The following is a 21,688-nucleotide window of genomic DNA, read 5'->3' as shown; positions in this document are numbered from 1 at the left end:
AGTCCGCGGTGGAGTGAGTTCTGATTCCTTCCTTTCGAAATGGTGGTTCACCGATGAACAGCACAACGCGTCGTGCGCGACGGATGGCAGGGGCGGCCACGGCCGTCGTGGCGCTGACCGCGGGGCTCGCCGCGTGCGGCGGGGACAGCCTGGAGGACGACGGCAAGGGGTCGGACAAGGCGGGCGGTGACAAGAAGGGCTCACTCGTGGTGGGTTCCGCGCGGTTCACCGAACAGAAGGTGCTCGCCGAGCTGTATGTGGGCGTTCTGGCGGACGCGGGTTACGACGCGCAGGTCAAGACCGTGCAGAACCGCGAGATCTACAAGCCGGAACTGAAGAAGGGCACGATCGACATCGCGCCCGAATACGCGGCGACGCTCGCGGAATTCCTCAACCTCGAGAAGAACGGCCCGAAGGCGAAGACCGTCGCCTCCAGTGATCTGGGCGACACGGTGAGCGCTCTGGAGAAGCTCGCGGAACCGCAGGGGCTGAAGGTGCTCCCGGCCGGCGAGGCCGTCGACCAGAACGCGTTCGCGGTCTCCAAGGAATACGCGGAGAAGCACAAGCTCAAGACCCTCTCGGATCTCGGCAGGTCGGGCGAGAAGGTCAAGATCGCGGCGGGCGACGAATGCGAGTCGCGGCCGTTCTGCGCACCGGGCCTGAAGAAGAAGTACGGCATCGATGTCGCGGGAATCGACCCCAAGGGCGTCGGCACCACGCAGTCCAAGCAGGCCGTGAAGAACGGCACGGACCAGCTGGTGCTGACCACGACGACCGACGCGACGCTGAAGAACTACGACCTCGTGATCCTCGAGGACGACAAGAAGCTGCAGAACGCGGACAACATCCTTCCTGTGGTGAACGCGAAGGAGGCCGGCGGCAAGGAGATAGCCGCCGCGCTCGGGAAGCTCACCAAGACGCTCACGACGGAAGACCTCATCGAACTCAACCGGAAGGTCGACGAGGAGCGTCAGAAGGAAGCTGATGTCGCGAACGAGTATCTGAAGTCGAAGGACCTCATCTGAAGATGATCAAGAAATCTTCCGAGGTCATGCTCAAGCGTGCGGCGGAGAAGTTCCGGGTTCGTAGCGGAAGTTGAGCACTGAAGCAAAGCGGAGGAGGGGTGGGGAGTTGTGGTGAGTTACGGATGTGGTGCCTGCTTTTTGCCGGGCGGGGCACCATACTTCGCCTACGCGCGGTAAGTTTCTGGCCATGCCACGTGGACGCCACCGCCATTCCCCACCCCTGCACAGGCTGCTTCCCCCCTCGACGGTCGCAGGCGTATCGATTCTCAGCGCCGGCGGCGCCTGGATGTTCGCGGAACCCGTCGTGCTCCGCGGGCTCGTCGCGGCCGCGGCCGCCGCTGCCGTCGTCGGCTCGGTCGTCATGCGCCGCTGGGACCAGGCGGCCGGCAAACGCGTCGCCGAACTCGGCAGGGCCCGCGCGAGCGACGAGTGGCGCCACGAGGAACGGATAGCCGAGGCCGAGGCCGACCTCGAGGAGTCCCGCGAGCTGCGGGGCAGGCTGGAGACGAAGCTGCGCTCCAAGCGCGCCGAGCTTGCGGCCCTGCGCAACGAACACGCCGCGCTCCTGCGGCGGTACGCCACCGCCGAGACGGAGCGGGCCAGCGCCCTGGAGGGCCGGCGGCTGCTCGCCATAGAGGCGGCGTCCCCGGCGTCCCCGGCGCCCGCGCTGCCGGCGGCCGGCGAGAGCTCCGGCTCCGGCACCGGCTCCGGTTCCAGCGCCGACGACCTCGTGCCCGCGGTGCGGGCGGGGGCTCCGGTGCCGCCGGCACGTACGGAGACCTCCACGGCACGTACGGATATGGAGGTCGCCGCGGCGCGCGGTGGGAACTCCGCGGCGCCCCGGACGTCCGCTCGGCCGGGCTCGACCCCCACGCCCTCCCTGTTCGCGCTGGCCAACGCGGCACTCGACCGGATGGCCCCCGGGGCGGTGTCCCCGGCGGAACCGGAAGCGGTGCCGGAGCCGAAGCGGGAAGCGGAGGACGAGTCGCGGGGGAAGCCCGGGGCGGCCGATGGATACGCCGGGCACGAGCGCGCGGTAGCCGTCGCGCCGCCCGCGCAGGCGCGACGCACGGTCCCCCAGGGCGGTTTCGACTTCTTCGGCACAAAGAACGTGGCGCCCGAGGCACTGGAGTCCGTGCAGAACGAGGACCTCGCCGACGTGGTGGGCGAGGAGGCACTCGCCGTCCACAAGGCGGAGGCCGAGGGCGAGTTCAAGAACGCCCCCGACGGGGACGCCGCCCGGGGCATCGGCCAGGTCATCGACCTGACGGCCCATGACGAGACGGAACAGATCGACGTGGCGGAACTGCGCACGGCCCTGAGGGCGTAACGTTCCGCTGCGGTCGGGCGGTCTCCTGGGCACCGGGCCGCCAGTGGCTGGGCGCGCAGTTCCCCGCGCCCCTGAAGACCGCTCCTGAGACCGCTCCTGAAGACCGCACAGGCCGGCACGCCCACGGGCGTCCGAGGCCGTCCGTCAGGCCATCCAGCGGTCCGGGATGGCCTCTCTGCGGCCCGTGCGGGAGCGGTCCGCCTGGGAGTGGAGGAGTGCGGCCGCCTCCGTGGCGGGGCGCAGGCGGGCCGTCACCGTCTTGCCGGCGCCGGTGTCCACCCGTACGTCGGCCACGTCCTTGTAGCGCTCCCAGGGCCCCTGGGAGCGCCGCACGCTCTGCACCTTCGCGTGCGGCACGAGCGAGACGCGGCGCTTGAGCAGGCCGTGGCCCGCCGCGAAGACCTCGCCGGTGACCGCCAGGCCGTACCCCTTCCACCAGAACGGGACGCACCACGCCGCGCGCGCGGGCGGCCGCACGAGCTCGGCAGCGTCCGGCACGCGCACGCCCGGCAGGACCCGCCCGATCACCGCCTCGGCGTGCTCCCGCGGCGCGACCGGCACCAGGACGCTGTTCGACGAGCCCGCCACGTCCAGCTCGACCCGCACCCACCCCATGCGCCGCCACAGCAGCGGCTGCACGACGTGGACGGTCTGCACCCGGCCGGGCGGCACCGTCTCGTGGGCCTTGTCGAGCAGCCCGTGGTCGATGCGGATGCCGTCGGGGGACTCGCCCACCGTCCAGTCGTACTCCTTGATGAAGCGGCCGCCGCTGCTCGCGAACGCGCCGCCCAGCATGGGGAGGGCGGCCGCGAGGACCGTCCACACGTTGTGCGTGGCGAACCAGAGGAGGGTGGGCACCACGGTCGCGGCGAGGAGCATCGCCCAGGGGGCGCCGGTCAGCAGCAGGGAGAGGGCGAGCATGCGCGGCTGGACGTGCAGCAGGCCCCGCACGGGCGCCTCGCCGACCTCGCGGGCCTCCTCGGGGGCGAAACCGGCGGCCCGTGCGAGGAGTTCGGCCCGCAGCCCGGCGGCGTCCCGCTCGCCGAGGTAGGCCAGCTCGTCCTTCTTCTCCGCGCCGACGACGTCCAGCTTGAGCTTCGCGACTCCCGCGATGCGCGCGAGCAGCGGCCGTGTCACGTCGACGGCCTGGAGCCGGTCGAGCCGGATGTGGGCGGTGCGCCGGAAGAACAGTCCCGTGCGGATGCGCAACTCGGTGTCGGTGACGGAGAAGTGGGTGAACCACCAGCTCAGGAAGCCGTAGAGGGCGCCGCCGACGACCACTGCCACGCTTCCCAGGAGCAGTGTGGTGGCGGTCAGTTCGGAGAGCCGCTGCTGTGTGCCGTTCGGGTCGTGGACCGCCCAGCCCACCAGGAGCGCGAAGGGCGCCCACGCGCGGCGCAGCGGCGTGACGGGGTGCAGCCGGCGCTCGGGCACCGAGCCGTCCGCCACCTCCTGCGGGCTGGTCACAGCCCCGCCGATCGGGCCTCGCCGAGCTCGGTCAGCCGGTCGCGCAGCCGCTCGGCCTCCTCGGGGAGCAGGCCGGGGATGCGCGCGTCGGTGGCCGCCGCGGCGGTGTGGAGCTGGACGCTCGCGAGCCCGAAGCGCCGCTCCACGGGCCCCGACGTCACCTCGACGAGCTGCATCCGGCCGTACGGCACGACGGTCTCCTCGCGCCAGAGCACGCCCCGGCTGATGAGGAGGTCGTCGGCCCGCTCCGCGTACCGCCACGACTGCCAGTTCCGGCCGAGCATCGGCCAGCCCCAGGCCACGACGGAGAGCGGCAGCAGTGCGAAGGCCGCCCAGGCCGGGCCCGCGAACAGGCCGAGGAGCACGCCGACGGCCGCCGCGAGGGGCACCAGCCAGAGCACCAGCAGGAGCCGCCGCATCTTCAGCAGCCCCCGCGGCAGTCCTGTCCACACCGGCTCCGTCCGCGGCCCCGCCGGTCCTGTGGGTCCCGCCGTCCCCGTTTCCATGCCCCAAGCGTACGTACGGCCGGTGACAGTCGCGTAGGTCCGCGCGTGCGAGAGACTGTGGCCATGAGTCCCACGACGGAGACCACCATGGAGACCACGCTCGGTATCGGCGGAGCGGCCGAGAGCACCGACATGGTGCTCAACATCGGCCCCCAGCACCCGTCCACGCACGGCGTGCTCCGCCTCCGCCTGGTCCTGGACGGTGAGCGCATCCAGCACGCGGAGCCGGTCATCGGCTATATGCACCGCGGTGCGGAGAAGCTCTTCGAGGCGCGGGACTACCGGCAGATCGTGATGCTGGCCAACCGGCACGACTGGCTCTCGGCGTTCTCGAACGAGCTGGGTGTCGTGCTTGCCGTGGAGCGGATGCTCGGCATGGAGGTCCCCGAGCGCGCCGTCTGGATGCGCACGCTGCTGGCCGAGCTGAACCGGGCCCTCAACCATCTGATGTTCCTCGGGTCGTACCCGCTCGAACTGGGCGGTATCACCCCGGTGTTCCACGCGTTCCGCGAGCGCGAGGAGCTCCAGAACGTGATGGAGGAGATCTCCGGCGGCCGCATGCACTACATGTTCAACCGCGTCGGCGGCCTCAAGGAGGACCTGCCCGCCGGATGGACCACGCGCGCGCGTGCGGCGGTCGCGTCGGTGCGCTCGCGCATGGACGTGTACGACCGTCTGGTGCTCGGCAACGAAATCTTTCGGGGCCGTACGCGCGGCGTCGGCGTCCTCACACCCGAGGCGGTGCATGCCTACGGAGTGAGCGGCCCCATCGCCCGCGCCTCCGGAGTCGACTTCGACCTGCGCCGTGACGAGCCGTACCTCGCGTACGCCGAACTGCAGGACACCCTGAAGGTCGTCACGCGCGAGGAGGGCGACTGCCTGGCACGCTTCGAGTGCCTCCTGGAGCAGACCCACAACGCCCTCGACCTCGCGGACGCCTGCCTGGACCGGATCGCCGACCTCCCGCAGGGACCGATCAACCAGCGCCTCCCGAAGGTCCTCAAGGCCCCGGAGGGCCACACGTACGCGTGGACCGAGAACCCCCTCGGCATCAACGGCTATTACCTCGTCAGCAAGGGCGAGAAGACCCCCTACCGCCTGAAGCTGCGCTCGGCCTCGTACAACAACATCCAGGCGCTGACCGAGCTGCTCCCGGGGCAGTTGGTCGCGGACATGGTGGCGATCCTGGGATCGCTGTTCTTCGTGGTTGGGGACATCGACAAGTAGTGCCGTCCTAGGGCCTATGTCGGACGTCCCGCCCAGGCCCTAAGCGGTGAGCAGGGCCTCCACGCGTACGCCGCCGACGGGCTGCAGCAGCCAGCCGAAGTCGCCGAGGCCGCCGGGCGCGGTGAGCTCCGCGGCCTGCCCCGCGCGCGTGAGGGCGCGTACGTACGCCGCCGGGTCGTCGGAGGCGAGAGCGAGCGGCGGGCGGGCGCCGCTCACGCCCAGCGCGCCGAGCGCAGCCCGCTGGGTGTGCAGCGCGGCCCCGTCAAGCGCGCAGGCGTCCAGCGCCACATGGGCCGTGATGTCGCAGCTGCCGTCGGGCACGGGCGCCGTCTCGCGGCCCGCTCTGAAGCCCGTCAGCGTCCCGAAGGGCGGGCGCGCCTCCCGGGCGTGGGCGTAGTCGGCGGCGACCGCCAGACCGCGCGTCAGGGCCGCCACGGCCGCCGCCCACGCCTCGTCCCGGGGACGCCCGATCTCCGCGCGGAGGCCGGGCTCGGGCTCCAGCGGCCACCAGCGCGCCAGCCAGTCGGCGTCCGGTCCTTCGACAGGGCCGCCCAGGAACTCGGTGCCGTCGTCGCGCACGAGCACCCGGTGCGGGGTTCCGTCGGCGGCCACCTCGGCGACGTCGACGGGGACGTTGTCCAGCCACTCGTTGGCGAAGAGGAGGCCCGTGACATCGGTCGGCGGGGAGGTCCGCCACTCGACGCGCCCGTCGAAACCCGCGGGGCGCTCCGCGCGCTCCACCGCGTACGCGCGCACGCGTGCCGCCACATCGGCGGGCAGCGCCGCCAGTACGCCCGCGGTCAGTTCGCCGCGGCCCGCGCCCATGTCCACGAAGGCCACCTCGTCCGGGTGACCGAGTTCGTCGTCCAGGCGGGTCAGGAGGCGTGCCACAGCGCTCGCGTAGAGGGGCGAGGCGTGCACGGAGGTGCGGAAGTGCGCGGCGGGCCCGGCAGGGCGGAGGTAGAAGCCGCCGGGGCCGTACAGGGCGGCCTCCGTGGCCTCGCGCCAGGCGCGCAGGGGTGTCCCATGCGCCCCTTCGTTGTCGTTCGTCACAGACCGCAGGCTAAGGGGGCCTCCACCTTGGGGAGTACATGTAGTCGATACGGATCGGACCTCCGGTTGACCCGGAGGCGCCGCGGGGCTGCCTACGCTGGGTTACGTGCAGCGCCTCTATGCCTTCCTCCGCAGACACCCGACATGGGTCGACGGCTTCTGGGCCTTCGTCCTGCTCGGGATCTCCGGGATCGGTCTGGTCACCGTGTCCGAGGCGGACGGCCACGACCCGAGCGTCGTGGCGATCCCGGTCGTCATCGGTCTCTCCCTCGTGGTGGCGCTGCGCCGACGGGCGCCCGAGCGGATGCTGGTCCTCGCCGCGGTGCTGGGCTTCCTCCAGCTCGTCTTCGACGTGCGGATGATGCCGGCGAACTTCGCGATGCTCGTGATCATCTACACGGCGGCGGCCGTCGGGGCGACGTGGGCCTCGCGGTTCGCGCTGGTCGGCGGCCTGTGCGCGGCGCCGCTCGCGATGATGCGCTGGCCTGTCGAGAACACCGGCGTCTTCGGCAACGTGCTCTACACGATCTTCCAGATCGTCCCCTTCGCGCTCGCCTGGGTCCTTGGCGACTCCATCCGCACCCGCCGCGCCTACCTCGCACAGCTGGAGGAGCGCGCCGACCGCCTGGAGCGGGAGCGCGAGGCGCAGTCGAAGGTCGCGGTGGCGGCCGAGCGGGCCCGCATCGCCCGCGAGCTGCACGACGTCGTCGCGCACAACGTGTCGGTGATGGTGGTCCAGGCCGACGGCGCCGCGTACGTCCTGGACGCCGCGCCCGACCAGGCCAGGAAGGCCCTGGAGACCATCTCGGGCACCGGCAGGCAGGCGCTGGCGGAGATGCGCAGGCTGCTCGGCGTGCTGCGCACCGGCGAGCCCGAGGAGAGCGGCGAGTACGTGCCGCAACCCGACGTCGAGCAGCTCGACGAACTCATCGAGCAGGTGCGCACGGCCGGCCTGCCCGTCGACTTCAAGGTGGAGGGCACCCCCCGCCCGCTGCCCAGCGGTGTGGAGCTCACCGCGTACCGCATCGTGCAGGAGGCCCTCACCAACACCCGCAAGCACGGCGGGGAGAACGCCGGGGCGAGCGTGCGCCTGGTCTACTTCGACGACGGCCTCGGGCTGCTGGTCGAGGACGACGGCAAGGGCGCCCCGCACGAGCTGTACGAGGACGGCGGGGCCGACGGCTGCGGACACGGCCTGATCGGCATGCGTGAGCGCGTCGGCATGGTCGGCGGCACGCTGGACGCGGGCCCGCGGCCCGGCGGCGGCTTCCGGATCAGCGCGCTGCTGCCCCTCAAGCCCGCACACTGATGAAACCGATCTGCTGACACCGATCTGCTGACACCGATCCGCTGACACAGATCTGATGCCACCGACTCAGTTCTTTGGAAGGACCCTTGATGTCGATCCGCGTGATGCTCGTCGACGACCAGGTGCTGCTGCGCACCGGGTTCCGGATGGTGCTCGCCGCCCAGCCGGACATGGAGGTCGTCGCGGAGGCGGGCGACGGCGTCGAGGCCCTGGAGGTGCTGCGCGCGACCGAGGTCGACGTGGTGCTGATGGACGTGCGCATGCCGAAGCTGGACGGCGTGGAGACGACCCGGCGCGTCTGCCAGGGGGAGAACCCTCCGAAGGTGCTGATCCTGACCACTTTCGACCTCGACGAGTACGCGTTCTCCGGGCTGAAGGCGGGCGCTTCCGGCTTCATGCTCAAGGACGTGCCTCCGGGGGAGCTGCTCGCCGCGATCCGCTCCGTGCACAGCGGTGACGCGGTGGTCGCGCCGTCCACCACACGGCGCCTCCTCGACCGCTTCGCGCCGATGCTGCCGACCACCGGCGGGCAGCCGCAGCTCAAGCAGCTGGAGCGCCTCACGGACCGGGAGCGCGAGGTGATGATCCTCGTCGCGCAGGGCCTGTCGAACGGCGAGATCGCGGCGCGGCTGGTCCTCTCCGAGGCGACCGTGAAGACGCACGTCGGCCGCATCCTGACGAAGCTGGGCCTGCGGGACCGGGTGCAGGTGGTGGTCCTCGCGTACGAGACGGGGCTGGTGCGGGCCGGCGGGGCTTCGTAGCCCGACACTGGGTCTGCGGGGCTTCGTAGCTCGATACAGGGCCTGCCGAGCTTCGTAGCCCGGTACAGGGCCTAGCGCAGGACGCCCTCGATGAAGTCGCTGCCCAGGCGGGACACCACGGTGATGTCCAGCTGGTGCTGGACATAGCGGCCGCGGCGGCGCGTGGTGATCAGGCCCGCCTTCTTCAGGACGCTCAGGTGCCGGGATATCTCCGGTGCCGTCATGCCGTGCGCGTCGGCCAGCTCGCTCGTCGTGTACGCCCCGCGCGCGAGGTGGCGGCACAGGCGCATCCGCACCGGGTGGGCGAGCGCGGACATGCGGCGGGTCAGCTGCTCCACGGTGGGCGGGTCGGTGAAGCTGGGGGCGCCGACAGGGTAGGTGATCGACGCCTGCCAGCCCTTGCGGTGCAGCACCCACAGGTGCGGCCAGCCGAGGCTTGTCGGGATGATCGCCAGGCCGCCCGAGCCCGTGGTGGTGCGGCCCACGGAGATCTTGTCGACGGTGATGAGCTGCCTGTCCTCGTCCAAGGACACTGCTCCGGAGATGGCCTTCAGGGCTTCCGAGAGCCCCTTGCGGCGCAGCAGCTCGGTCTTGTGCCGGGCGTCCGCGGCCAGTTGATGGTGCACCCGGGCCCAGGTGTCGGCGAAGAACGCCTCGTCGCAGTCCTCCATGAGCGTGCGGAACCACGCGCGGACGACCGGCGGATCGTCGAGCAGCCGCTTGGTGAAGCGCATCTGGTGCGGGCCGCGGGCGGCGGCGAGGTCCAGGGCGCGCCGCTGCACGGCGGGGTCGGACAGGAGCTTGCGGTCCGGCTCCGCGTACGTGGACTGGCAGGTGAACTCCAGGGCCGCGTCCACGAACTGCTCGTCCGTCAGCTTGTCCAGCTGGTCGAGCTCCTCGGCGAGCGTGGCGCCCGGGAGCGCGCTCTGCCCGGGGAGGCCGGCGAACGGCGCGAAGACGTCCGAGAACGTCGTGCGCCACAGGAAGTCGGCCTCGCACATGCGGTCCGCCAGGCCCGGACCGAGGCGCGTCGAGACGGCCGTCGCCCAGCCCTGGAGGCCCGGGTGGTGGCCCGGCTCGGCGAGTGCGTGCAACGCCATGCCGAGCTCCGACAGGGGCGACGGCACGACATGGATGCGCTCCTGGGACAGCCCGCTGATGTCGATGCTCACGCTCATGGCCCCATGGTGCACCCCGCCACTGACAGCGCGGCTGTCGATTGACGAGCGCCGTCAATCGACGCGACGCGGGCGGGAGTGCGGGCGCAGGCTGGAGTCATCCCCGGAGCCGCCGAAGTCTCCGGACCCTTCTCTCCGGAGCCGCCGAAGTCTCCGGACCCATCTCCCTCCCACGACACTGCGCCCGGGAAAGCCGCGGCCACACGATGTCCGTTAAGTACTATTTATTCCGAGAGGTGATCCGTCATGAGCGTCACCCAGCAGTACCTCCTCGACTCCTACCGCGCCGCCCAGCACGGCAGGGCCACGCCACCCGCACCCGGCGCGCAGGACTGGCAGGCCGTCCGCGAAGTCCGCGACTACGGCCGCTTCCGCGCCGTCGTGGCGGAACGCCCCGCCCGCGGCCGGATCCGCGCCGCCCTGGCCCGGTTCACGCAGGGCGGCCGGCTCAGCGGGGGATCCGGCGCACGAACTCCGCGACCGCTTCCCTGACGTCGTCGGCCGTCCATTTCAGGCCCGCCTCGGTCACGGTGACCTCCGTGACCGAGAGGCCGGGCGGCCCGTCCGGGAACCAGCGCTCGAAGAGCAGGGTCCCCGTCTCCTCCGCCTGCCCCAGACAGGCCTCGTTCAGTACGTCCGACGCGTACGGCAGCCACACCTGGAACTGATGGGTGTGCGGGCGCTCGGGGTGCACACGCGACCAGGCCACCCCGGATTCCGTGAACCCTTTCCGCAGCGCCTCGGCGACCACGCGCGCGTGGGCGACGTACTCGGGCAGCCGGGGCAGCGTGTCCCGCAGGCCGAGCAGCGCCGACACCGCGGCAGGGAACTGCTGGAACAGCTGGCCCCCGTAACGGTGGCGCCACACCCTCGCCTCCTCGACGAGCGTGCGCGGGCCGGCCAGCGCGGCGCCGCTCAGCCCCTCGAGCGACTTGTAGAACGACACGTACACGGAGTCGGCGAGACCGGCGATCTCCGCGAGGCCGCGCCCGAAGTGCGGCGTGCACTCCCACAGGCGGGCGCCGTCGAAGTGCACGACCGCGTCCCTCTCCCGGGCCGCCGCCACGACCGCTTCGAGCTCCTCCCACTCCGGCAGGACGAAACCGGCGTCCCGGAGCGGCAGTTCGAGCATCAGCGCTCCGAAGGGCTCCTCGAAGTCCCGCACTTCGTCCGCCGTCGGAAGCCGCGGCTCGCTCGTCGGATGCACCGAGCGCAGCCCGCTGACCGCGGAGAAGGCGCCCCCTTCGTGGACCTCGGGGTGCGCCTTCGGATGCAGGGCCACGGCCGCGTTCCCCGTACGCCCCGCCCAGCAGCGCAGTGCGACCTGCTGCGCCATGGTGCCCGTCGGGAAGAACGCGGCGTCCTCCTTGCCGAGCAGACGCGCGACCTCGCCCTCCAGAGCGGCGACGACTCCGTCCCCGTAGATGTCGGTGGGCTCCTCCGGACCGACCAGTTCGGGCGCCGCGGCCGCCAGGGCCGACAGCCGTTCGGCGAGCGGGATGTGCAGGACGGAACGGTGCAGGGCCCGGGACGCGCCCAGGGCGGCGGCGCGACGGCGGGCCGACTGGATCGCGTACGAATCCGCGTCCGGCGGCTCCGGCGGCTCTTGTACGGCGTCGGGCTCTTGTGCCGCGCTGGACTCTTGTGTGGCGCTGTGAGAGGGCATCCTCCGAGCATGGGCCGTGCGGCCGCCACCAGTCATATGAATAACCACAGCCTGTGGACAGCGGAAGACGCGGCACCAACCGATCGCGTTAGCATGACGAGAAATCGTCCGGTACCCCGAGCGGACTGGAACGGAAGGCGCCGCCGCGTGAACGCATCGCATCAGCCAGACCCGCGGGACCGCCCCGCGAGGCTCACCGTGGGAGTCGTGGGAGCGGGCCGCGTCGGCCCTGCGCTCGCCGCGTCACTGCAGCTCGCCGGGCACCGCCCGGTGGCCGCGTCCGGCGTCTCCGACACCTCCGTGCGGCGAGCCGCCGCCATGCTGCCCGACGTTCCCCTCGTCACCCCCGCCCAGGTCCTGGAGCGGGCCGACCTGGTGCTCCTGACCGTCCCCGACGACGCCCTGCCCGGCCTCGTCGAGGGCCTCGCCGAGACCGGTGCCGTCCGCCCCGGCCAGCTCCTCGTCCACACCTCCGGGCGGTACGGCACCAAGGTCATGGAGCCCGCCCTGCGCGCCGGCGCCCTGCCGCTGGCACTGCACCCCGCCATGACGTTCACCGGCACCCCCGTGGACGTACAGCGACTGGCCGGATGCTCCTTCGGGGTGACCGCGCCCGACGAGCTGCGGCTCGCCGCGGAGGCCCTGGTCATCGAGATGGGCGGCGAGCCCGAGTGGATCGCCGAGGAGAGGCGCCCGCTCTACCACGCGGCTCTCGCCCTGGGGGCGAACCACCTGGTCACCCTGGTCGCCGAGTCCATGGACCTGCTCCGCGACGCGGGCGTGGAGGCCCCGGACCGGATGCTCGGCCCGCTGCTCGGCGCCGCCCTGGACAACGCGCTGCGTTCGGGCGACGCGGCGCTCACGGGCCCTGTCGCGCGCGGCGACGCGGGCACCGTCGCCGCCCACGTCGCGGAGCTGCGCAAGCACGCCCCGCAGACCGTCCCGGGCTATCTCGCGATGGCCCGCGCCACCGCCGACCGAGCCCTCGCCCACGGCCTGCTCAAGCCGGAGCTCGCCGAGGACCTCCTCGGAGTGCTCGCCCACGGCGCGGGCGGCGGCAGCAGCACCGAAGGGGGGCCCCGGTGACCAGCGGGACCAGCAGGACCACCACGCTCCTGCACACCGCCGACTCCCTGCGCACCCGCACGCGTGCGGGCCGCCGAGCTGTCGTCATGACCATGGGCGCCCTGCACGACGGGCACGCCTCACTGATCCGCGCGGCCCGCCGCGTCGCAGGGCTCGACGGCGAGGTCGTCGTCACGGTCTTCGTGAACCCCCTGCAGTTCGGGGCGGGCGAAGACCTCGACCGATACCCCCGCACCCTCGACGCCGACATCAAGATCGCCGAACAGGCGGGCGCGGACATCGTCTTCGCCCCCGACGCCGACGAGGTCTACCCCGGGGGCGAGCCCCAGGTCCGCGTCAGCGCGGGCCCCATGGGCACCGTCCTCGAAGGCGCCACCCGCCCCGGCCACTTCGACGGCATGCTCACCGTCGTCGCCAAGCTGCTGCACCTCACCGGCCCCGACGTGGCGCTGTTCGGGCAGAAGGACGCCCAGCAGCTCGCCCTCATCCGCCGCATGGTGCGCGACCTGAACTTCCCCGTGGAGATCACCGGCGTCCCCACCGTCCGCGAGGAGGACGGCCTGGCCCTCTCCAGCCGTAACCGCTACCTCGCCGCGGACGAGCGGCGCACCGCACTCGCCCTCTCCCAGGCCCTCTTCGCGGGCCGCGACCGGCACGCCGCACAGGAGGCCCTCCGCGCGCGGGCCGCCAGCGCCCCCGCCTCACGCGCGCGTGCCGACGCCCTGAACGCCATGGGTGAGTCCCGCGCGGCCGCCGACGCCCACGCCGTGGCGGAGTCCACGGACCCCTCGGCGCCCGGGGGCGGCCCCGCCGCCGTCGTCGCGGCGGCCCGTCTCGTCCTCGACGAGGCGGCGCGCCTGAGCCCCCCGCTGGAGCTGGACTATGTCGCGCTGGTGGACCCGGCCGACTTCTCCCCGGTCCGCCCCGGGCACACCGGCGAGGCCGTCCTCGCCGTCGCCGCCAAGGTCGGTTCGACGCGGCTGATCGACAACATCCCGCTGACGTTCGGAGTCGCCGTATGAGTGCCACCGGAATACGGCTGCACGCCCCCGCCCCCGGCTGGTCCCTCGACGCCGACATCGTGGTCGTCGGCTCCGGAGTGGCCGGACTGACCGCAGCCCTGCGCTGCGCGGCCGCCGGACTCAAGACCGTCGTGGTGACCAAGGCCCGCTTGGACGACGGCTCCACCCGCTGGGCGCAGGGCGGCGTCGCCGCGGCGCTCGGCGAGGGCGACACCCCTGAACAGCACCTGGACGACACGCTCGTGGCGGGCGCGGGCCTGTGCGACGAGGAGGCCGTGCGCATCCTCGTCACCGAGGGCCCCGATGCCGTACGCCGCCTCATCGAGACCGGCGCCCACTTCGACACGGGACCCGAAGGCACCATCGAGCTGACCCGCGAGGGTGGCCACCACCGCCGCCGCATCGCGCACGCCGGCGGCGACGCGACCGGTGCGGAGATCTCCCGCGCCCTCGTCGAAGCCGTCCGCGCGCGCGGCATACCGACGGTGGAGAACGCACTGGTCCTGGACCTCCTGACGGACGCCGACGGACGCACCGCCGGTGTCTCCCTGCACGTCATGGGAGAGGGCCAGCACGACGGCGTGGGAGCCGTCCACGCCCCCGCTGTGGTCCTCGCGACCGGCGGCATGGGCCAGGTCTTCTCGGCGACCACCAACCCGTCCGTGTCCACGGGCGACGGCGTCGCGCTCGCCCTGCGCGCGGGCGCCGAGGTCTCCGACCTCGAATTCGTGCAGTTCCACCCCACCGTGCTCTTCCTCGGGGCGGACGCGGAGGGCCAGCAGCCGCTGGTCTCCGAGGCCGTCCGGGGCGAGGGCGCGCACCTCGTGGACGCCGACGGCGTGCGCTTCATGGTCGGACAGCACGAGCTCGCCGAGCTCGCGCCCCGCGACATCGTCGCCAAGGGCATCACGCGCCGCATGCAGGAGCAGGGCGCCCATCACATGTACCTGGACGGCCGGCACTTCGGCGCCGACATGTGGGAGAACCGCTTCCCGACCATCCTCGCCGCCTGCCGCGCCCACGGCATCGACCCGGTCACCGAGCCCATCCCGGTCGCCCCCGCCGCGCACTACGCCTCCGGAGGCGTCCGCACCGACCGGCACGGCCGCACCACCGTCCCGGGTCTCTACGCCTGCGGAGAGGTCGCCTGCACCGGCGTCCACGGCGCGAACCGCCTGGCCTCCAACTCCCTCCTCGAAGGCCTGGTCTACGCCGAGCGCATCGCCGCCGACATCACGGCCCGGCACGCGGAGAACGCCCTCCACGCGCGCGTGCCCGCCCCCGTCACCCCGCCCGAGACGCCGACGCACCCCCTGCTGCCTGCCGAGGCCCGCTTCGCCATCCAGCGCGTCATGACCGAAGGCGCCGGAGTCCTCCGCTCCGCCTCGTCCCTCACCGAGGCCGCGGCGCGCCTTGCCCGCATCCACGCCGACGCGGCGGGGGCGCTCGCCGAGCACGGCAAGACGGCCGAGCCCGGCGTCGACACCTGGGAGACCACCAACCTCCTGTGTGTCGCCCGTGTCCTGGTGGCCGCCGCCCAGCGCCGCGAGGAGACCCGCGGCTGCCACTGGCGCGAGGACCACGCCGACCGCGACGACGCGGCCTGGCGGCGCCACATCGTCGTACGCCTGAATCCGGACCGGACGCTGGCGGCGCACACGACACAGACCCCCGACTTCCCTCCGACCCGTCCCAGTCCCCAGGAGCAGTGACCGTGAGCACCCCCGACGACCTCCCCCTCGCCGCCCCCGCAGCATCAGGCGGTGGCTGCGGCGACGCCTGCGGCTGCGGTGGGGACGACGCGTTCGACCCCCTGGAGTGCGGCCTCGACCCCGCTCTCGCACGGCTCCTCGCAGAGGCGGGCCTCGACCCGCTCCAGATCGAGGACATCGCGCACATGGCCATCGAGGAGGACCTGGCCGGCGGCGTGGACGTCACCACGGCCGCCACCATCCCCGAGGACGCCGTCGCCACCGCCGACTTCGCCGCACGCGAGGCGGGCACCGTCGCGGGCCTGCGCGTCGCCGAAGCGGTCATGTCCGTGGTGTGCGAGGAGGAGTTCGAGGTCGAGAGGCACGTAGAGGACGGCGACCGCGTCGAGGCGGGCGACGTACTCCTCAGCGTCACCACCCGCACCCGCGACCTGCTCACCGCCGAGCGCAGCGCGCTGAACATCCTGTGCCGCCTCTCCGGCGTCGCGACCGCCACGCGCGCGTGGGCGGACGCGCTCGACGGCACCAAGGCGAAGGTCCGCGACACCCGCAAGACGACGCCGGGTTACCGCGCCCTGGAGAAGTACGCGGTACGCATGGGAGGCGGCGTCAACCACCGCATGTCGCTCTCCGACGCGGCCCTGGTCAAGGACAACCACGTGGTCGGCGCGGGCGGCGTGACCCAGGCCTTCAAGGCCGTACGTGAACAGTTCCCGGAGGTCCCGATCGAGGTGGAGGTCGACACGCTGCACCAGCTGCGCGAGGTCGTCGACGCGGGCGCCGACCTGATCCTCCTGGACAACTTCACGCCGGGCGAGACCGAGGAGGCCGTCGCCGTCGTCGCGGGCCGCGCCCTCCTCGAATCCTCGGGCCGCCTCACCCTGGAGAACGCCCGGGCGTACGCGGAGACGGGCGTCGACTACCTCGCGGTGGGCGCCCTGACGCACTCCTCCCCGATCCTCGACATCGGCCTCGACCTGCGGGAAGCGGTGCGGGACTGATGCTCCTTACGATCGACGTGGGCAACACCCACACCGTCCTCGGACTCTTCGACGGCGAGGACATCGTCGAGCACTGGCGCATCTCCACCGACGCGCGCCGCACCGCCGACGAACTGGCCGTCCTCCTCCACGGCCTGATGGGCATGCACCCCCTGCTCGGCGACGAGCTGGGCGACGGCATCGACGGCATCGCGATCTGCTCGACGGTCCCCTCGGTCCTGCACGAGCTGCGCGAGGTCACCCGCCGCTACTACGGAGACGTCCCCGCCGTCCTCGTCGAACCCGGCATCAAGACCGGTGTCCCGATCCTCATGGACAACCCCAAGGAGGTCGGCGCCGACCGCATCATCAACGCGGTGGCGGCGGTCGAGCTCTACGGAGGCCCGGCCATCGTCGTCGACTTCGGTACGGCGACGACGTTCGACGCGGTCTCCGCGCGCGGGGAGTACGCCGGTGGGGTCATCGCCCCCGGCATCGAGATCTCCGTCGAGGCCCTCGGCGTACGCGGCGCGCAACTCCGCAAGATCGAGCTCGCCCGCCCGCGCAGTGTCATCGGCAAGAACACGGTGGAGGCCATGCAGGCGGGCATCCTGTACGGCTTCGCGGGCCAGGTCGACGGTGTTGTGAACCGCATGGCACGCGAGCTGGCGGGCGCGGGCGGCGACCCGGACGACGTGACGGTGATCGCCACGGGTGGTCTGGCCCCCATGGTCCTCGGTGAGGCCTCGGTCATCGACGAGCACGAACCGTGGCTGACGCTGATCGGTCTTCGCCTCGTCTACGAACGGAACATCTCCCGCGCCTGACCGATAGCCGACGCTTCGTGTGCACAACCCGCCCCCTTCTGCGAGAGTCTGCGCTGGCACGGGGACTTGGGCGGTGTGGGGCGGACTGGGGCGGATGAGGCGCAGGAGACGACTGAGGGCTGCGGTGGTTGCGGCGGCGCTGGTGGCTGTGGCCGGTGGCCCGGCGACGACGGCCCGGGCCGACCAGTCCTCGACGGTGTTGGCCGGTGCGGGGGCGGGCATCTTGCCCTGGCTGGCGGTAGCGGCGGTAGCCGCCCTGGGCATAGGCGCGGTCGCCTACGCCCTCTCCCGCCGCCACCCGGACTGACCCCTACGGCGCCCTCTCCTCTTCGCCGCCCTCCACTAGCCCGCCGCTCCGCGGCGGATACCTCCCACCCGCCCACCCGTTTACCCCGCGACGTCCAGCGGGGGTAGGGGCGGGCGGGACCCCCGTGACGTCCGGCGGGGGCGGGGGCGGGTGGGCCCTGTGACGTCCGGCGGGAGTGGGGTGGGTGGACCCCGCGATGTCCGGCAGGAGTGGGGGTGGGTGGGGCCCTGTGATGTCCGGCGGGGGTGGGGGTGGGTGGGCCCCGCGACGTTCCCCCGGGGTAGGGGCGCCAAGCCCGCCGCTTCGCGGCGGATGTATCCCACCCACCCACCCGTTCGCCCCGCGACGTCCCGCGGGAGTAGGGGCGGGTGGGTGGGGTGTTCCCCGCGACGTCCCCCCCCGGGAGTAGGGGCGGGTGGGTGGGGTGTTCCCCGCGACGTCCCCCCCCGGGAGTAGGGGCGGGTGGATGGGGTGTTCCCCGCGACGCCCTGCCGGGGTAGGAGCAGTAGAGGGGTGGCCCTCCACCGGCCGGCAGTCGCGCAACCGGCCCGAGGGGACGTGGGGGTATGTGCGCACGGAGCACCGAGGAAACATTGGCGTCTTTGGACTTGAGGCGTGGCGAAGGGATAGCGAGTACGTACATACCCCCACGGCCCCGCCCCACAGACGAAGCCAAGGCGCCCCGCCCAAGGCGCCCCCGCCAGCAAGAGTGGCGTTAAGCCGATTTTGTCCGTTTGGCGCGTATCGTCAGTCCATGCCCACGCCATACGGATCCCGAGGCGGCATGGCCTTCGGTGCGGAGGAGCTGCGTGTGCTCCGTCGCGCCCTGGCCCTCGCCCTGCACCCCAGCCCCGTCCGCGACGAGGACGTCCAGGACTGCCTCCGTCTCGCCGAATCGGTCGACGAAGCGATGCGCGAGGGCGCCCGACTGCGCGCCTTCCTGGTGGCCGACCTCGCCCGCTACCGGGCCGCCCTCCCCGGCACAGCCCCCGGCTACCTCGCCCTCCTCGACGACGTCCTCGCCACCGGCTACCAGCCGGGCGCCGACGACCTCGCCGCCCTGCGCGCCCTGCGCGGCAACCCCACCGCGGCCGCCCTCCTCGACCGCTGCCGCACACTCGCCGAACGAGCCGTCCGCGCCCGTCTCGCGCGCCGCGCCGTCCCGATCCCGGCCCCCGCCGACCCCCGCACCCGCACCAGGACCCGCCCCCGCACCCGCCTCCTCGCCCTCCCCGGCGGCCTGCATGCGGAACCGCTCCACCGCCCGGCCACCCCGGAGCCGCCCCGCCCCGTCCCCACCCCGGCAGAGGTCTTCCCGCCGAAGCGACGCCCTGCGAGCCCCGCAAGTCCCGCAAGTCCCGCGAGCCCCGCAAGTCCAGCGAACCCCGCGACACCCGCGGACCCGCCGCACCAGCTCGTCGCGGGCTAGCTACTCTGGGGGGCATGGACTACGTTTCCGCGCTCGTGCCCCCCGTAGTGATGGCCGTGTTCTTCACGGGCCTCATCGTGACGATCGTGAAGACCCAGGGCGGCGCCAACAAGGCCAAGGAGGACGCGGCCGTGGACGCCGCGATCACCCGCGCCGAGGCGGGCCAGACCCCGAAGCCCGGCAGCGCCTGACCCCACCGCGGTCAACCCGCACCAGCACCACCCGCACCACCGAGGTCACCCCGCGTACACGCGCGGCCCCACGGCGTACGACTCCCGCGTCATTCGAGTCGTACGCCCTTTTTGTTGCAGAATTAGAGGTACGCCACGTCCCTCACGCATCACGCCAATAGTGACGTCTCCCACTATTGTTCTGCTGTGCCTCGTCCATTGGGAGAACTCGAAGACTCAGTCATGACGCGGGTGTGGAAGTGGAACCGCCCCGTGACCGTTCGAGAAGTCCTGGAAGACCTTCAGCAGGAACGGTCCATCGCGTACACCACCGTGATGACCGTTTTGGACAATCTCCATCAGAAGGGCTGGGTGCGCCGCGAAGCGGAAGGCCGTGCCTATCGATATGAGGCGGTCTCCACTCGTGCCGCCTACGCAGCCGCACTGATGAACGAAGCCTGGTCGCAGAGCGACAACCCGGCCGCCGCACTCGTCGCGTTCTTCGGCATGATGTCGGCGGAACAGCGGGAAGCGCTGAGCGACGCGATGCGTATCGTCCAAGGCCCGGAGAACCCCGGCGCCGTCGAGCGTGGCGCAGAGCGATAGCGTCCGCTCATGCCAGCAGAGGTCCCCGAACGCCCCGAACCCCCCTCACACAGCGAACGCAGCGAAGGCGGCGAAGGCAGCGAACTCAGCGAACTCAGCGCAAAAGCGGTCTCCGTCCGCAGGGCGCGAACCTCCGATGTGCCGGCCGTGCGCCGCCTCCTCGACTCCTACGTCCGCGAGCGCATCCTCCTGGACAAAGCGACGGTGACGCTTTACGAGGACATCCAGGAGTTCTGGGTGGCGGAACGGGACGACAACGCCGAGTTGGTAGGCTGCGGCGCTCTGCACGTGATGTGGGAAGACCTGGCGGAAGTCCGCACCCTCGCGGTGAATCCCGAGGTCAAGGGCGCCGGAGTGGGACATCAGCTGTTGGGCAAGTTGCTGCAGACCGCCGGCTGGCTCGGCGTCAGGAAGGTTTTCTGTCTCACCTTCGAAGTCGACTTCTTCGCGAAGCACGGCTTCGTGGAGATCGGCGAGACTCCGGTCGACGGAGATGTCTACAGCGAGCTCCTGCGTTCCTATGACGAGGGCGTCGCGGAGTTCCTCGGCCTCGAACGAGTGAAACCGAACACCTTGGGCAACAGCCGGATGCTTCTGCATCTGTGATCGTCACGGCGGTATTCCGGGCCGCCCCCTGCCCCGGTCGTCTATGTCCGAAACGCGCATGTTTCCAGGCTTCTAGGGGTCCCCGGTCTCTCCCAGGGGTTTGTGTTTTTCCGGCAAAAGCGGTTTGCTTTCCGACGTACTGCAGTACTGCATATAACAGGGGCCGGTGAATCGGCGGCGTGCGTCGTGCGGCCCGGCCTCACAGTTATCGATGAAAGGAAATCCGGTGGCACAGAAGGTTCAGGTCCTTCTTGTCGATGACCTCGACGGTGGCGAGGCGGACGAGACCGTGACGTTTGCGCTGGACGGCAAGTCCTACGAGATCGACCTCACCACGGCCAACGCGGACAAGCTCCGTGGCGCCCTTGAGGACTTCGTCAAGGCAGGTCGGCGCACCGGAGGCCGCGGTTCGAGCGGTCGCGGCAAGGCGCGTTCCGCCGCGGCGAGCGGTGGCCAGGACACGGCCGCGATCCGCGCCTGGGCAAAGGACAACGGCTACGAGGTCAATGACCGCGGCCGCGTTCCCGCGTCCATTCGCGAGGCCTACGAGAAGGCCAACGGCTGACGGCTGCGACGCCTCAGCCGGACCCGGTGGCACTGCGTCGCCGCCGTGTCCACCAGTCGTACGAGACCGGAGCCCACGGCGGGGTCGCTGCGGAGCGCAGTCCCTCCTCCCCCCACCCCGGGCAGGGACGGAAGCGCGGGCAGCGTCGGCTCCACCTCACAGCCGGGCTCCGGGGGCCGCAGCCAGACGGCGGCCCCCCGCGAGCCGGACCACCCCGGGGGAGTGGGCGCGTCCATCCGCCCGCCCGCCCCGACCGCGGTGAGACCGAGGGGGATGTGTCCCCACTCCAGCCAGTCGAGCAGCCCCGGCAGCTCTTCCGCGCTGCCCGCACTCACCAGGAGCCGCATCGTTTCCCCGCGCAGAGCCACCGGCGCCTTCGGCCCGAGGTGGCGCAGCGCCGCGAAACCCGCCTCCGCAGGCAGTTCCAGGACGTCGAAGCGCAGACCCGTCAGGAGCCGCACCGGGCCGGGCTCGGGGGCGGTCGCCCAGCCGAGCTCGTTCTCGTACCACTGCCGCACCGGGTCGCTCTGCTCGAAGGGGGCTCGGGGCTGAGGAACTCGGGGCTGGGGAACCGTGGGGGCCATGTCCGGGCAACAGCCGGGAAGGCGCCGGGGTTACGCGTTGTGGCGGCTCGAATGCGTTGCGTGTCCGGAAAGGGGGCGTAAGGGCGTGTTCGGCGGCGCAAGGGTGTTCGCCCGTAGCGGAGGGAACCGGGGCACGCCGCATGGAGTGTCAGTCGTTACGGGTAAGACATCCCTAGTGGGAGGGGGCGACACGCGGTCCTGGGCATGTCACGTTCGCCATCGGCGTAGTGATGGTGGGGGTAACTGCCTGGCCTGCGGGAACATCGTCTCGC

Annotated in this window: 23 protein-coding genes; 17 read left to right on the top strand and 6 right to left on the bottom strand. The window is 72.0% G+C overall.

What is annotated here, in order from left to right; all coding sequences use genetic code 11:
- Window positions 1-53: 53 nt before the first annotated feature.
- Window positions 54-1,025, top strand: a complete 972-nt coding sequence (locus tag AB0N81_RS18965; RefSeq protein ID WP_365359641.1) for an ABC transporter substrate-binding protein — start codon at window positions 54-56, stop codon at window positions 1,023-1,025.
- Window positions 1,026-1,212: 187 nt separating this feature from the next.
- Window positions 1,213-2,355, top strand: coding sequence for a hypothetical protein (locus AB0N81_RS18960; RefSeq protein WP_365359639.1), 1,143 nt, complete (start codon window positions 1,213-1,215; stop codon window positions 2,353-2,355).
- A 144-nt stretch (window positions 2,356-2,499) separates the two neighbouring features.
- Here the strand turns inward: AB0N81_RS18960 and AB0N81_RS18955 are convergent, their stop codons facing one another.
- Both AB0N81_RS18955 and AB0N81_RS18950 read right to left on the bottom strand, forming a co-directional pair.
- Window positions 2,500-3,822 carry a PH domain-containing protein gene (locus AB0N81_RS18955; RefSeq protein WP_365359637.1) on the bottom strand — a complete coding sequence of 441 codons (1,323 nt, stop codon included), beginning with the start codon at window positions 3,820-3,822 and terminating at the stop codon, window positions 2,500-2,502.
- On the bottom strand, window positions 3,819-4,328 hold the full coding sequence (locus tag AB0N81_RS18950) for a PH domain-containing protein (RefSeq protein ID WP_365359635.1): 510 nt from the start codon (window positions 4,326-4,328) through the stop codon (window positions 3,819-3,821). Before AB0N81_RS18950 ends, AB0N81_RS18955 begins: the two co-directional genes overlap by 4 nt.
- A 63-nt stretch (window positions 4,329-4,391) precedes the next feature.
- Between AB0N81_RS18950 and AB0N81_RS18945 the strand changes: the two genes are divergently transcribed.
- Entirely contained in the window at window positions 4,392-5,555 is a 1,164-nt protein-coding gene (locus tag AB0N81_RS18945; RefSeq protein ID WP_365359633.1) for an NADH-quinone oxidoreductase subunit D, read from the top strand.
- Window positions 5,556-5,594: 39 nt separating this feature from the next.
- Here AB0N81_RS18945 and AB0N81_RS18940 read toward each other — a convergent pair whose 3' ends face one another.
- Window positions 5,595-6,608 (bottom strand): SAM-dependent methyltransferase, encoded by a 1,014-nt coding sequence (locus AB0N81_RS18940; RefSeq protein WP_365359631.1) that lies wholly within the window; start codon window positions 6,606-6,608, stop codon window positions 5,595-5,597.
- A gap of 106 nt (window positions 6,609-6,714) precedes the next feature.
- On the opposite strand from AB0N81_RS18940, the gene AB0N81_RS18935 reads away from it, so the two are divergent.
- Both AB0N81_RS18935 and AB0N81_RS18930 read left to right on the top strand, forming a co-directional pair.
- Window positions 6,715-7,917: a sensor histidine kinase gene (locus tag AB0N81_RS18935; RefSeq protein ID WP_365359629.1), complete on the top strand. Its 1,203-nt coding sequence runs from the start codon at window positions 6,715-6,717 to the stop codon at window positions 7,915-7,917.
- 89 nt (window positions 7,918-8,006) lie between these two features.
- Entirely contained in the window at window positions 8,007-8,678 is a 672-nt protein-coding gene (locus tag AB0N81_RS18930; RefSeq protein WP_365359627.1) for a response regulator transcription factor, read from the top strand.
- Between the two features lie 71 nt (window positions 8,679-8,749).
- Here AB0N81_RS18930 and AB0N81_RS18925 read toward each other — a convergent pair whose 3' ends face one another.
- Window positions 8,750-9,856, bottom strand: a complete 1,107-nt coding sequence (locus tag AB0N81_RS18925; protein ID WP_365359625.1) for a DUF5937 family protein — start codon at window positions 9,854-9,856, stop codon at window positions 8,750-8,752.
- A gap of 246 nt (window positions 9,857-10,102) precedes the next feature.
- Between AB0N81_RS18925 and AB0N81_RS18920 the strand changes: the two genes are divergently transcribed.
- The gene (locus tag AB0N81_RS18920; RefSeq protein WP_365359623.1) at window positions 10,103-10,348 is read left to right on the top strand and encodes a hypothetical protein; all 246 of its coding nucleotides are present in this window, start codon (window positions 10,103-10,105) and stop codon (window positions 10,346-10,348) included.
- Here the strand turns inward: AB0N81_RS18920 and AB0N81_RS18915 are convergent.
- On the bottom strand, window positions 10,305-11,522 hold the full coding sequence (locus AB0N81_RS18915) for a beta-eliminating lyase-related protein (RefSeq protein ID WP_365359621.1): 1,218 nt from the start codon (window positions 11,520-11,522) through the stop codon (window positions 10,305-10,307). The genes AB0N81_RS18920 and AB0N81_RS18915 overlap by 44 nt on opposite strands.
- Window positions 11,523-11,669: 147 nt before the next feature.
- On the opposite strand from AB0N81_RS18915, the gene AB0N81_RS18910 reads away from it, so the two are divergent.
- The 11 genes from AB0N81_RS18910 (at window position 11,670) to AB0N81_RS18860 (ending at window position 20,832) form a co-directional block, all read left to right on the top strand.
- Window positions 11,670-12,608 carry a DUF2520 domain-containing protein gene (locus tag AB0N81_RS18910; protein WP_365359619.1) on the top strand — a complete coding sequence of 313 codons (939 nt, stop codon included), beginning with the start codon at window positions 11,670-11,672 and terminating at the stop codon, window positions 12,606-12,608.
- Window positions 12,605-13,630 (top strand): pantoate--beta-alanine ligase, encoded by a 1,026-nt coding sequence (panC, locus tag AB0N81_RS18905; RefSeq protein ID WP_365359617.1) that lies wholly within the window; start codon window positions 12,605-12,607, stop codon window positions 13,628-13,630. The genes AB0N81_RS18910 and panC overlap by 4 nt, the downstream gene beginning before the upstream one ends.
- On the top strand, window positions 13,627-15,342 hold the full coding sequence (locus AB0N81_RS18900; RefSeq protein ID WP_365359615.1) for an L-aspartate oxidase: 1,716 nt from the start codon (window positions 13,627-13,629) through the stop codon (window positions 15,340-15,342). Before panC ends, AB0N81_RS18900 begins: the two co-directional genes overlap by 4 nt.
- Before the next feature lie 2 nt (window positions 15,343-15,344).
- The gene (gene nadC / locus AB0N81_RS18895; protein ID WP_365359613.1) at window positions 15,345-16,343 is read left to right on the top strand and encodes a carboxylating nicotinate-nucleotide diphosphorylase; all 999 of its coding nucleotides are present in this window, start codon (window positions 15,345-15,347) and stop codon (window positions 16,341-16,343) included.
- A complete protein-coding gene (locus tag AB0N81_RS18890) occupies window positions 16,343-17,149 on the top strand; it encodes a type III pantothenate kinase (protein WP_365359611.1) in 807 nt (268 codons plus the stop codon). Before nadC ends, AB0N81_RS18890 begins: the two co-directional genes overlap by 1 nt.
- Before the next feature lie 124 nt (window positions 17,150-17,273).
- Complete coding sequence (locus AB0N81_RS18885; RefSeq protein WP_365359609.1) at window positions 17,274-17,456, top strand: hypothetical protein; 183 nt, start codon at window positions 17,274-17,276, stop codon at window positions 17,454-17,456.
- A gap of 754 nt (window positions 17,457-18,210) precedes the next feature.
- On the top strand, window positions 18,211-18,885 hold the full coding sequence (locus AB0N81_RS18880) for a hypothetical protein (RefSeq protein WP_365359607.1): 675 nt from the start codon (window positions 18,211-18,213) through the stop codon (window positions 18,883-18,885).
- Between the two features lie 14 nt (window positions 18,886-18,899).
- On the top strand, window positions 18,900-19,076 hold the full coding sequence (locus AB0N81_RS18875; RefSeq protein WP_365359605.1) for a hypothetical protein: 177 nt from the start codon (window positions 18,900-18,902) through the stop codon (window positions 19,074-19,076).
- A gap of 186 nt (window positions 19,077-19,262) precedes the next feature.
- Complete coding sequence (locus tag AB0N81_RS18870) at window positions 19,263-19,661, top strand: BlaI/MecI/CopY family transcriptional regulator (RefSeq protein WP_365359603.1); 399 nt, start codon at window positions 19,263-19,265, stop codon at window positions 19,659-19,661.
- Window positions 19,662-19,670: 9 nt separating this feature from the next.
- The gene (locus AB0N81_RS18865) at window positions 19,671-20,267 is read left to right on the top strand and encodes an amino-acid N-acetyltransferase (RefSeq protein WP_365359601.1); all 597 of its coding nucleotides are present in this window, start codon (window positions 19,671-19,673) and stop codon (window positions 20,265-20,267) included.
- Between the two features lie 226 nt (window positions 20,268-20,493).
- Window positions 20,494-20,832: an Lsr2 family protein gene (locus AB0N81_RS18860; protein WP_365359599.1), complete on the top strand. Its 339-nt coding sequence runs from the start codon at window positions 20,494-20,496 to the stop codon at window positions 20,830-20,832.
- Here the strand turns inward: AB0N81_RS18860 and AB0N81_RS18855 are convergent.
- On the bottom strand, window positions 20,811-21,416 hold the full coding sequence (locus AB0N81_RS18855) for an SCO3374 family protein (protein ID WP_365359597.1): 606 nt from the start codon (window positions 21,414-21,416) through the stop codon (window positions 20,811-20,813). The genes AB0N81_RS18860 and AB0N81_RS18855 overlap by 22 nt on opposite strands.
- Window positions 21,417-21,688 lie beyond the last annotated feature (272 nt).

This window comes from Streptomyces sp. NPDC093510, assembly GCF_040683555.1.
Lineage (GTDB): Bacteria > Actinomycetota > Actinomycetes > Streptomycetales > Streptomycetaceae > Streptomyces.
Note: the sequence above shows the minus strand (reverse complement) of the source record. Positions and strands in the feature narration are given on the sequence as shown.